This window comes from Mesorhizobium sp. J18 (genome assembly GCF_007829525.1).
Lineage (GTDB): Bacteria > Pseudomonadota > Alphaproteobacteria > Rhizobiales > Rhizobiaceae > VLJP01.
Map to the genome: position 1 here is coordinate 1 of NZ_VLJP01000069.1, position 10,934 is coordinate 10,934.

A 10,934-nucleotide genomic window follows, 5' to 3' on the forward strand; every position below is an offset into this window, starting at 1 on the left:
AATCGGTCGCCATCAAACAGATGATCCGGGCAGCCGGCGCCAGGCTCTGGTATCTGCCGCCCTACTCGCCCGATCTCAATCCCATCGAGCAGGCCTTCGCCAAGATCAAGCACTGGATGCGAGCCGCCCAGAAGCCCACCATCGAGGATACCTGGCGCCACGTCGGACATCTCGTCTCGACAATCCAACCAACCGAATGCAGCAATTATCTCGAAAGCGCAGGATACGCTTCCGTCAAAACCTGAAACGCTCTAGAGAGCTAGGCTGCCTGAGCCAACCTTTCACCCGCTAGGCGATAGGAGATCGCTTCGGCGAGATGCAATCGTCCGACCTTTTCCTCGCCGGCCAGATCGGCAAGCGTCCGCGCCACCTTCAGGACACGGTGATAGGCGCGGGCAGAGAAACCCATCTTCTCGCTCGCTTCCTTCAGGAGAGCCGCTCCTGCTGTGTCCGGTGCCGCGATCTCCTCGACCAGCGCAGTGGAGCAATGGGCATTCGTTGTCCAGGAAGGCAGGCCAAGGGCAGTGAAACGCTCCTGCTGAAGCTTGCGGGCGCGGGCAACCCGTTCTGCCACGACCGCACTCGTCTCTGCTCTTCCCGGGCGGATCAGATCACTGGCGGACACGGCGGGTACCTCGATACGCAGGTCGATCCGGTCGAGCAGCGGGCCCGAGATGCGAGCCTGATAGTCCGATACGCAGCGTGGCCCTCGCACGCAACGGTGACCGGGTTCTCCGGCCATGCCGCAACGGCAAGGGTTCATTGCTGCCACGAGCTGGATCCGGGCCGGATAGCTGACACGGTGATTGGCCCGCGCAATCACGCATTCGGCTGTCTCAAGCGGCTGGCGTAGCGAATCGAGCACCTGTGGGGAGAATTCGGGGAATTCATCAAGGAAAAGGACGCCGTGATGGGCAAGCGACATCTCGCCAGGGCGCGCCCTCAGACCGCCGCCGACCATTGCCGCCATGGAGGCCGAATGATGCGGTGCGCGGAAGGGCCGGCGGTCAGAGAGGCGGCCATCGGCAAGTTCCCCCGCTATGGAGGCGATCATGGAGACTTCAAGGAGTTCCTTTGGTGCGAGAGGAGGCAATATGGATGGCAAGCGCTGTGCCAGCATGGACTTGCCGGCGCCTGGCGGGCCAACCATCAGCAGATTGTGTCCGCCGGCCGCCGCTACTTCAAGTGCGCGCTTGGCGCTTTCCTGTCCTTTGATGTCGGCCATGTCCGGAAGGTCCCTTGCCGCCGAGCGGACGCTGGGTTCGGGTCGGCTCAGCACCTGAGTTCCGCGAAAGTGGTTGGCAAGTGCTATAAGGCTGCGCGGCGCGAGAATGTCGATCTCGGACCCTGCCCAGGCGGCTTCCGGCCCGCAGGCATGCGGGCAGATCAACCCCCTCTCCATTCCATTGGCGCCAATCGCCGCCGGCAATACGCCTGCAACCGGCGCAATGGTACCATCAAGCGACAATTCGCCAAGCACCACATAATCGGCAAGCGCATCGGCCGGTATGGCGCCAAGCGCCGCCATCAGGCCGAGTGCTATGGGGAGGTCGTAGTGGCTGCCTTCCTTCGGCAGGTCGGCCGGTGCGAGATTGACGGTTACCTTCTTGGCGGGCATCGACAGGCCTGAGGCATGAAGGGCCGCCTGCACACGTTCCCGGCTCTCGGCCACGGCCTTGTCGGCAAGACCGACGATATGCATGCCGACCTTTCCAGGCGCGATCATCACCTGAACATCGACCGAGACTGCCTCGATACCATCGAAAGCAATCGTACGAACGCGCGAAACCATGCCCTACTACCCCATGAGTCAGGCGCCGCCGAGCGCCTCAAGCCCGAGAACTCAACTCAATACAATCATAATGCGCGGGGCAAATCAAGAACATTGCAAGAACATTCTGCCGCCTGGGTTGCAAGCAGGTTGCAACGAGTTGTCCACGCGGAACATCCGCAGATTAACCGGCGGCTTTTCGGTTCTCCACCGCATCCCAGAAAAGTGCGGCAATATCCGCGCCGCCGAATTTCTGGACCTCACGGATGCCGGTCGGTGAAGTCACATTGATCTCGGTCAGATAGCCTCCGATAACGTCGATGCCGACGAGAACAAAACCGCGTTCCTTCAACGCCGGACCGATGCGATCGCAGATCTCCCGCTCGCGATCCGTAATCTCTGATGGCTCCGCGCGTCCGCCGACATGCATGTTGGAGCGCGAATCGTGCTCGGCCGGCACACGGTTGATCGCCCCCACGGGCTCGCCTTCGATCAGAATAATACGCTTGTCGCCGCCGCGTACTTCCTTGAGGTAGCGTTGGACGATGAATGGCTCTCGATACATCTGCGCGAACATTTCAAGCAGCGAGGCGAGATTCCGGTCGGCCTCATGCAGATGGAAAATGCCCGCGCCGCCATTGCCGTAAAGCGGTTTGACGATGATGTCGCCGAAATTCTTCCGGAAGGCGTCAACCTCCCGCGGATCCTTGGTGATCAGGGTTTCCGGCATGAACTCCGGAAACTCCATGACGAAGATCTTTTCCGGGCTGTTACGCACCCATGTCGGGTCGTTAACCACGAGAGTCTTCGGATGGATGCGCTCGAGAATATGCGTGGTCGTGATGTAGTTCATATCGAAAGGCGGGTCCTGTCGAAGCAGGACCACGTCCATCTCGGCAAGGTCCAGCTTTTCCGGCTCGCCGAGTTCGAAATGTCGTCCCTTTTCGTCGCGCACCTTCAGGGCTTCGGTGCTGGCATATGCCGTCCCGCCGAGCATGCTCAGGCGGTTCGGCGTATAGTGCCAAAGCTGATGACCGCGTCTCTGTGCCTCCAGACACAGGGCGAAGGTCGTGTCGCCGTCAATCGAGATAGTGGAGATGTGGTCCATCTGGACTGCAACGCGAAGGGGCATGGGGTCTCCGGCGGTCTGAAATTCTGGCAAGAGGCAGGTAGCCCATTTGACGGCATCCGTCGAGTTGAATGCTACGCATCTGCATTGCAGTGCGGGAAGCAGGGAGGGGAAATCGTCCCGCAAGCCCCCGCCCAGAAGCCTGCTACCTTGCAGGATAGCTCGAGGCGCGCGATCTTTTCTCCCTGCTCAACAGCGCGCAATATCCATCCGTCAGCAAGGAGCCGGAATGATGCCGACCGCCAAATTTGCCGATCTGGAAGGTGCTTCTGTCCTCATAACCGGCGGTGGAACCGGCATCGGCGCAGCACTGACCGAAGGCTTTCTGCGTCAGGGTGCAAGGGTCGCATTCATCGACATCGCACGGGAGGCGAGCGAGGCGCTTTGCGACGATCTGGCCGGAAAGCTTGGGGCATTGCCGCTCTTCCTCCATGCGGATTTACGCGACATAGAGCAATTGCGCGCGGCGGTGGCGCACGCAATATCGGAACACGGACCGATTACCGTCCTGATCAACAATGCCGCGCGCGATGATCGCCACAATATCGAGGATGTAACGCGGGAATACTGGGACAACAATCAAGCCATCAATCTGAGACCGCACTTCTTCACGGTCCAGGCCGTGGTGGAAGGGATGAAGGCGGCCGGCGGCGGGGCGATCGTCAACTTCACTTCGACCTCCTTCATGATCAACCAGGGCGACATGCCTGCCTATACCGCGGCCAAAGCTGGTATCATCGGCCTTACAAAAGGCCTGGCAGGCGCTTTGGGTCCATATGGAATCCGGGTCAACGCTATTGCTCCGGGCTGGGTGATAACCGAGCGGCAAAGGGAACTCTGGGTTACGGAGGAAGGCCTGCGCGACCATATCCAGAGGCAATGTCTCAAGAAGGAAATCCATCCCGAGGACATGGTGGGACCATGCCTGTTCCTGGCCTCCGACGCGGCGCGGATGCTGACAGCCCAAACCCTTATCGTTGATGGAGGCATATTGTGAGCGCGCCAGAAGGCTGCACTGATGAGCTGGCTGAAGCGTGTCCGGGGTCTGATTCGCAGGACTATTTTGCTGCCTGAAGACAGATCTTTGTATGGCCGGCACGGATAAAGCCGAGCTTCATCGCCGCAGCCTTGGAAAGATCGATAACCCGGCCTTTCACAAAGGGCCCGCGATCATTGATGCGGACGACGACCGTCTTCCCGTTGCGGCGATTGGTGACCTTCACTTTCGTACCGAAGGGCAGGCTGCGGTGCGCGGCGGTCAGAGCAGCAGGGTTCATCCGCTCACCTGAGGCCGTCATGGACGTAAGTGCATACCATGAGGCTCCGCCGCATTGCGCTGATGCTGTTCCCGCGGACGCGAACATGCACAATGCGACTACCGGTGCGCGCAAAGCGCGGCACAAGTCTTTCTGCATCGAGGAACCCCTCTCCAACCAAACCACAGCTTCCGCGGCTAGGAAGCAAATCGGGCAGTCGGGTGACGGAGAGAAAAAATGCCAAGCACGTTTGGAGTCGGCGGAAAATATTTGGTGAAAAAAGTTTGATTCCGACGCCCGCCACCAAGCTGAACGGCAGAAATTTTCAGCTATAGCTGGCCGGTACAGCCAAACCTGTAAATCGAGGTCTTGTTGGCCGGCTAGGGAAACTCAGCTCGATACCAGTCAGTGTCCAAGCGATCCAGGGAGTTCACCGGCTGGCTTCGCTTTGCGAGGCTGACTTGTTTCAGCGCTTGGCGCGGTCTGCTGCGTTCTCTTGGCTGGCATGCGCCAGACCATAAAGAGGATGGCGAGAAAGTAGCCGACCTGAAGAAATACGGCGATCAGCAGGGAATAGAGAAAGGTCAACCAGAGGGATTGCGTCGCCAGATATGTCGCGACTGCAAACACCGCCAGGACGAGGAGCATTCCTCGCAAAAAGAGCATGAAAGACATTACTAAGCCCTGCCGCCGCAAACATGCCCGGTTTGCACCACGAACATGTCACCAACCTCCCAGCCGAAGCCATATCGGACGGTCTCCTTCTCTGCCAACAGGTCGATACAGTTAAAATCCGATCGATCGGCATGGCCAAGGGAACCTTGCATCCCTGATATATTCGTCTGAAACGCGGCATGCAACATATGACTGCTTTTCATCACAGACTTGATGATGTTCTGCTATATCGACCTAAGGTGAATTGGCTAGAAAGATGATATTTTTCATTTCGCTTCTGCGAAATATCATCCGACTTGGAAGCGTGTCTTTCTTGAGAGCAAGATTTTTTAAGACAGGAATTAAAGTTATTTATTCAATGCTATAAGATGGTTCGAAAGAATTTTTTTACGTCTTTTAAATCTGTTTTCTGACTTAACAATATATGTTCATCGAAACGGCTACTCTCTATTGCGTCTGTGAAATCGAGACACTTCCAGTCGAGCTATTATAACGGCAGGACACAAAATATGATTACGGGTGAGGTCTCCGGCCGTCAACTTATCATAGTGCTTTCATAAGCATCGGACTACCTTACTGCCGTGCTGCAGCGCAGCATTTCCATATCAGGATCGGCGGCCGTTTTGTTTTCGCGGAGACGCATTATGAGATATGCGGCAATACTCGCCAATATGCCTAATAAAATACGCCGTGAGGAGGAGCCTGCCTTGGGCGGCGTCGCCAAGCGGAGCTTCGACATTGTCGGCTCCATTCTTGCCCTCCTACTGTTCAGCCCATTGCTTCTGATGCTGGCGCTTCTCGTGAAAGCGTCGAGCCCCGGCCCCATCTTATACGGGCATGCGCGCGTCGGCCGAAATGGCCGTACCTTTCGCTGCTATAAATTCCGCACGATGGTCGAAAACGGAGATGAAGTCCTCAAGAACCATCTCCTGCAGGATGCCGCCGCCCGCGAGGAGTGGCTGGCGACGCGCAAGCTTCAGGATGATCCGCGCGTCACGCGTGTAGGCGCGGTGCTGCGCAAACTGAGCCTCGATGAACTTCCTCAGCTCTTCAACATATTGCGCGGCGAGATGAGCTTCGTCGGCCCGCGCCCGGTGGTGCAGGAAGAGCTCGATCTTTACGGTCGTGCCGCCGTCTACTATCTGCGCTCGCGGCCTGGCCTTACCGGCTTGTGGCAGATCAGCGGCCGTAATGATGTGCCCTATCGCCGGCGTGTGGCGTTCGATCGGCGATATGTCGAGAATTGGTCATTTGCATTCGACCTCGTCATCATCGTCCGAACCGTACCGGCTGTGCTGGCATCGCGCGGCAGCTATTGATGCTGCGTTTGTTCTACCGAACTGGGAGTATGCGTTGAAGGCAGCATTTGTCTTGTCGCGCGGCGCGCCGCTTGCCGGTATGCGCTGTGTCTGTATTTTCGTAGCAATTCTAACCCTTTTGCTGACCGGGGCGGGAGTTTCCGCAGCCGAATATGAGCTCGGCCCCATGGACAAGCTGCGGATCAAGGTTGCCGAGTGGCAGACGGCCGAAGGGGCGGTTCGGGAATGGTCGTCTGTCGCAGGCGACTATACGGTTGGACCGTCCGGCAGCATCTCCCTGCCTTTTGTCGGGCAGATTCCGGCAGCGGGGAAGACAACCGCCGAGATCGAAGAGACGATTGCTGACGAACTCCAGCAGAGATTCGGTTTGCTGGACCGGCCTGCAGCTTCGGTCGAGATCATCGAATACCGCCCGATCTTTGTTACCGGTGATGTGCAGAATCCGGGAAGATATCCGTATGATCCCGGTCTGACCGTGCTGCGGACGGTGAGTGTCGCCGGCGGGCTGCGGCGATCGGCAGATGCGTCGCTTAGGATCGAGCGAGACTACATCAATGCCCAAGGCAATCTCGAGGTCCTGATTGCCGAGAGGAACAGGCTTTATGCGCGGCGCGCACGCCTTCAGGCGGAAGCTCAGGGGGCGGCCTCGATCACTATGCCGGAAGAGCTTGCCGATCTCGATATCGCCGAGAAGCTGCTCGCTGAAGAGGCTGGATTCATGGAAGCGCGTCGAAAGCGGGTTGAGCTACAGCTGGAGGGGATCGAGGATCTGAAACAGCTCCTGCGCAATGAAATCGAGTCGCTGGAAAAGAAAATCGCGACCCAGAACAGACAGATCGAGCTGTCCAGGGAAGAGCTGAAAGGCGTTGGAAGCCTCGCCGAGCGTGGTCTGACAGTGAATGCCCGTGTGCTCACCGTCGAACAGACAATCGCCGAGATGGAAGGCAAGGTCCTGGATATGGAAACTGCTGTGCTGCGTGCCCGACAGGATATAAACGGAGCCGAGCAGGACGCCACCAATCTCCAGAATGATCGGGAGTCGGAGATTTCCCAACAACAGCAGGAGACCGAAGCGAAGATCGAAGCGTTGACGCTCCAGATCGAAATGTACAAGAAACTGATGGCGGAAGCTTTGTCGAACGCACCTGCTTTGGCGCTCGAAGGTGAGGATGACATGAACAGGGTCATCCTGAGGATCGTCAGGGCGGCTGATGGCAAGACGGAGGAGATCGCCGCCGATCAAAACACCGCGGTCCTTCCAGGCGACGTCGTGAAGGTGAAAATTCCGCCTCTCTTGTCGGACTAGGGTGCAGGAGGCGGATCAGCGCCACGGATTGCAAGATGAAGATCGCCAAAGGCCTGCTGCTCAGTCCCGAGCGGAACTTCTGGTTCGGCGCAGTAGCTGTGGCAGTTTCCTTCTTCGCCTTTGCGTATTCGACCCGGTTCGGGCAGCTTCTGATTCTCGTTTATTACGCTTTCTGGCTACCTCTTGTTATTGTCGACCAGCGCCGTTTCGTCGACATTTTTGTTAAGTCCTGGTGGATATTGGGCTTTGCCCTGTTCGCATGCCTTTCGACCTTCTGGTCGGCAGCACCGGGCAGTTCCTTGCGCGGCGGGGTTCAGTATCTTTCCCATGTCGTCTGCGCGTTGATTGCGGCGCGCGTGCTCCACATAAGAACGCTTGCTCTCGGAGGGCTGTCAGGCATTGCATTGGTGCTGGCTTATTCGCTCGCGGACGGAACCCATAGTTATGATCCGCTGGACGGGGCCTACAGCTTGGTTGGAGCCTTTTCGTCCAAGAACCAACTCGGCTTCTTTGCTTCGGTGGGCATTTATCTCGCCTATGCCGCGCTGGTCCCCCTGCGCGAACGCAGCTTGTGGGGCATCTTCGCTCTCGTGGTTGGAGCCTTGTCGGCTTATTGTCTTCTGGCTTCTCAATCGGCAACGTCGATCATAGCCGTTGCAGTCGTTCTTGCTGCCTGTCTGTGTCTTCGCGCCATGTTGCATTTCACGCCGCTGGTGCGGCGATTCGTTTTTCTCTTTGGTATTGCGCTGGCTCTGACGGGAGCCTTTGTCGCTTTCAACCTTGGTGCTTTCGATGCTCTGTTAGGGGTATTCGGCAAGGATGCGACGCTAACGGGCCGAACCTATCTCTGGTCTGAAGGCATGGCCGCATTTCGCGAGCATCCGATATTCGGCGTGGGCTATCAGGCCTATTGGGTGCAGGGCTTCGCCGATGCAGAAAGGCTCTGGGAGGAATTCTTCATCGAGACCAGAACCGGCTTTCATTTCCACAATACCTTTATCGAAACACTCGTGGAACTTGGCCTCCTGGGGCTGTTATTGCTCATACCCATTTTCTGGAGCAGCCTTTTTCCTCCCCTCGGCAGAGCGGTTTCGGACCGGCGCGACCTGCAGGCTCATATTCTGTTCGGATTCGGGATTCTCCTGGTGGTCCGTTCGGCCGTGGAGGTGGATGTCATCAATCCCTATATCATAGGCTCATTCCTGCTCTACTATTCCGTCGGATCGCTCGCCGGCTCGGGACGACGAGATATTGTCGCGGCGCCCGTGTTGAGGGCAACCCAACATTGAAACAATTCCGATAGTGAAAAATCTGCCGGCGCTCCCCATTTCTGCGGCCAGGATCGCCGGTTGCTTTTCATTGCATCGGCCCCGTACAGGGGTCTATGCCGTCATCAATTAAAAAACGAACTACACTTTGGGAATCGAGCCGATGGGCAAAGGAACGATCATAATTGGGGCGGGACATGCCGGTACCCAGCTTGCTGCGACCCTTCGCCAGGAAGGATATGACGAGCCGGTGCTTCTGCTCAGCAAGGAAACCGATTTCCCCTATCACAGGCCCCCGCTTTCAAAGACGTTCCTCAAGGCAGCTGAAGACAAATCACAACTCTTGCGGGCGGAAAGCTTCTACAGGACGAACGATATTGAATTCCTGCCCGCCGTCGCGGCGGAAGCAATAGATGTTGCGGCCCACTCTGTTACCCTTGAGGGAGGCGAAAAGCGCTATTTCGACAAGCTGGTGCTTGCGACGGGGGCCACGCCGCGCCTGCCACAGGTGCCTGGAGCAGATCTGCCGGGCGTGGTCGCGATCCGAACAATCGACGATTCACGACGGCTGCGGACCCTGTTGCCGACCGCCTCGGCGGCCGTCATCATCGGTGGCGGCTTCATCGGCCTGGAAATAGCCGCCACGCTTGCGGCGCTCGGCAAGAACGTGACAGTGCTGGAGCTTGCGGATCGGCTGCTTGGCCGTGTGGTTTCGCCCTATGTTTCAGATCATGTTTTGAGGAGGCTTTCCGGGCAGGGCATCCGTTTTTTACTCCACACCGGTGTTTCCCGCATCAATGCCGAGGGCGGTGTCGTCAAGTCGGTCAGGACCTCGGCAGGCGAGGAGATCCCTGCCGGATTCGTCGTTGCGGGTATAGGTGTCGATCCGAACACGCGCTTGGCTGAGGAAGCTGGCCTTGCATGCAACAATGGAATCCTCGTCAATCATGCATTGCAGACCTCGCATCCCGACATATTGGCGATCGGCGATTGCGCCCGCTACCATCATTGGCACGCTGCGCGGTTGGTTCGCCTGGAATCGGTACAGAATGCCACTGACCAGGCTCGCACCGCAGCCCGCACCATCATTGGCCGTCCGGAGCCTTATCGCGCCATTCCATGGTTCTGGTCCGATATTGGTGACATGAAGCTGCAGATGGTCGGGCTGTCTTTCGACGCCGATCGTCACATACTCGTCGGGTCTCAGGAGGAGAATGCCTTCTCGGTCTATCATTTTGCAGGGCAACGACTTCTGGCAATCGATTCGGTCAACCGGCCTGCGGACCATATGCTGGGACGCAAGATGCTGGGTGCCGGATTCTCGCCAACCCCGGATGATGTGGAGCGGGGTCGGGTTGCCGAAGCTTTCGCCCTTGCAGGCGACAAGGTAGCGAATGATCTTGGAAGCCCTGCCGCAGAGGCAGGCTGACAGTGCCGCCGCGCGCAATTTCAATTTGAATCAAATCCTCCCAGTGCATTTCACCAGGTCTTTGCGGCTTGGATGATAGTCCGGAAACCAGACAGGGCACGAAGGACGAGGAAAAAGCTGATGCCGTCGGATTTCGCATTTGCACGTGAGCATCTCGAACATGCCTGGCTGCATTTGTCAGGCGATGACGAAACCAGCAGGAAGGTGCGCCAAGCTCTTGATCTCCTGATTGAGGCGGTGGCCGCGGCTCAATTCACCGCGCCGCGGGGAGGTGCTGAGATTTTGCAATTTTCGAGGCCATCGCGACATTCTTCCAGATAGCAGAGTGATCCGGATGCGGCTCCTTGCACCGCAGCGGGCTATCTGATTCCCTAATGGCATCCGATTCGGCGCGGGGACTTGCAGGACGGATGCCATGACAGACAACAAAAAGCCCGAGATTTCCGAGATGAAGCCTAAGCTGACTGTCGTTGGCGTAGGTGGCGGTGGCGGCAACGCCATCAATAACATGATCGCGGATGGTCTGGAGGGCGTGGAATTCATTGCTGCCAATACCGACGCCCAGGCGCTAGGCATGTCTAGAGCTCCGCGGGTGATTCAGCTCGGTGCTTACGCGACCGAAGGACTTGGCGCGGGCAGCCTGCCCGATATCGGGCAGGCTGGCSSCGMAGAATCCATCGACGAGGTCATGGACCATCTTTCGGGAACACATATGTGCTTTGTCACGGCAGGCATGGGCGGCGGAACCGGAACGGGCGCGGCACCGGTGATAGCAAGGGCC

The 10,934-nt window shown here is 57.9% G+C and carries 10 protein-coding genes and 1 pseudogene; 7 read left to right on the forward strand and 4 right to left on the reverse strand.

What is annotated here, in order from left to right:
- Positions 1–245, forward strand: a 245-nt coding sequence (locus L598_RS19360; protein WP_186445117.1) for a transposase, incomplete at its 5' end; no start/stop codon positions are given.
- A gap of 14 nt (positions 246–259) precedes the next feature.
- On the opposite strand, the gene L598_RS19365 is transcribed toward L598_RS19360, so the two are convergent.
- Both L598_RS19365 and gshB read right to left on the reverse strand, forming a co-directional pair.
- Entirely contained in the window at positions 260–1,792 is a 1,533-nt protein-coding gene (locus tag L598_RS19365) for a YifB family Mg chelatase-like AAA ATPase (RefSeq protein ID WP_144865342.1), read from the reverse strand.
- A gap of 163 nt (positions 1,793–1,955) precedes the next feature.
- Positions 1,956–2,903, reverse strand: a complete 948-nt coding sequence (gene gshB, locus L598_RS19370; protein ID WP_144865344.1) for a glutathione synthase — start codon at positions 2,901–2,903, stop codon at positions 1,956–1,958.
- A 226-nt stretch (positions 2,904–3,129) separates the two neighbouring features.
- Here gshB and L598_RS19375 point away from each other — a divergent pair, with 226 nt between their 5' ends.
- The gene (locus L598_RS19375) at positions 3,130–3,897 is read left to right on the forward strand and encodes an SDR family oxidoreductase (RefSeq protein WP_144865346.1); all 768 of its coding nucleotides are present in this window, start codon (positions 3,130–3,132) and stop codon (positions 3,895–3,897) included.
- Positions 3,898–3,958: 61 nt separating this feature from the next.
- On the opposite strand, the gene L598_RS19380 is transcribed toward L598_RS19375, so the two are convergent.
- Both L598_RS19380 and L598_RS19385 read right to left on the reverse strand, forming a co-directional pair.
- A complete protein-coding gene (locus L598_RS19380) occupies positions 3,959–4,264 on the reverse strand; it encodes a septal ring lytic transglycosylase RlpA family protein (RefSeq protein ID WP_246658840.1) in 306 nt (101 codons plus the stop codon).
- 297 nt (positions 4,265–4,561) lie between these two features.
- Positions 4,562–4,831 (reverse strand): exopolysaccharide production repressor protein, encoded by a 270-nt coding sequence (locus L598_RS19385; RefSeq protein WP_144865350.1) that lies wholly within the window; start codon positions 4,829–4,831, stop codon positions 4,562–4,564.
- Between the two features lie 671 nt (positions 4,832–5,502).
- On the opposite strand from L598_RS19385, the gene L598_RS19390 reads away from it, so the two are divergent.
- From L598_RS19390 to L598_RS19415, 5 genes and pseudogenes are all read left to right on the forward strand, one after another.
- Complete coding sequence (locus tag L598_RS19390) at positions 5,503–6,150, forward strand: sugar transferase (RefSeq protein WP_246658841.1); 648 nt, start codon at positions 5,503–5,505, stop codon at positions 6,148–6,150.
- 34 nt (positions 6,151–6,184) lie between these two features.
- A complete protein-coding gene (locus L598_RS19395; RefSeq protein ID WP_246658839.1) occupies positions 6,185–7,456 on the forward strand; it encodes a polysaccharide biosynthesis/export family protein in 1,272 nt (423 codons plus the stop codon).
- 35 nt (positions 7,457–7,491) lie between these two features.
- On the forward strand, positions 7,492–8,745 hold the full coding sequence (locus L598_RS19400; protein ID WP_144865353.1) for an O-antigen ligase: 1,254 nt from the start codon (positions 7,492–7,494) through the stop codon (positions 8,743–8,745).
- Positions 8,746–8,887: 142 nt separating this feature from the next.
- Complete coding sequence (locus tag L598_RS19405; RefSeq protein ID WP_144865355.1) at positions 8,888–10,153, forward strand: FAD-dependent oxidoreductase; 1,266 nt, start codon at positions 8,888–8,890, stop codon at positions 10,151–10,153.
- 415 nt (positions 10,154–10,568) lie between these two features.
- A pseudogene (locus L598_RS19415) lies at positions 10,569–10,934 on the forward strand (cell division protein FtsZ); the annotation flags it as partial.

What these genes read in the sequence shown, in the direction of transcription:
- gshB (WP_144865344.1), bottom strand. Translation starts at nt 2,903, where the DNA reads ATGCCCCTTCGCGTTGCAGTCCAGATGGACCACATCTCCACTATCTCG.
- L598_RS19365 (WP_144865342.1), bottom strand. Translation starts at nt 1,792, where the DNA reads ATGGTTTCGCGCGTTCGTACGATTGCTTTCGATGGTATCGAGGCAGTC.
- L598_RS19375 (WP_144865346.1), top strand. Translation starts at nt 3,130, where the DNA reads ATGATGCCGACCGCCAAATTTGCCGATCTGGAAGGTGCTTCTGTCCTC.
- L598_RS19380 (WP_246658840.1), bottom strand. Translation starts at nt 4,264, where the DNA reads ATGTTCGCGTCCGCGGGAACAGCATCAGCGCAATGCGGCGGAGCCTCA.
- L598_RS19400 (WP_144865353.1), top strand. Translation starts at nt 7,492, where the DNA reads ATGAAGATCGCCAAAGGCCTGCTGCTCAGTCCCGAGCGGAACTTCTGG.
- L598_RS19405 (WP_144865355.1), top strand. Translation starts at nt 8,888, where the DNA reads ATGGGCAAAGGAACGATCATAATTGGGGCGGGACATGCCGGTACCCAG.
- L598_RS19385 (WP_144865350.1), bottom strand. Translation starts at nt 4,831, where the DNA reads ATGTCTTTCATGCTCTTTTTGCGAGGAATGCTCCTCGTCCTGGCGGTG.
- L598_RS19390 (WP_246658841.1), top strand. Translation starts at nt 5,503, where the DNA reads ATGCCTAATAAAATACGCCGTGAGGAGGAGCCTGCCTTGGGCGGCGTC.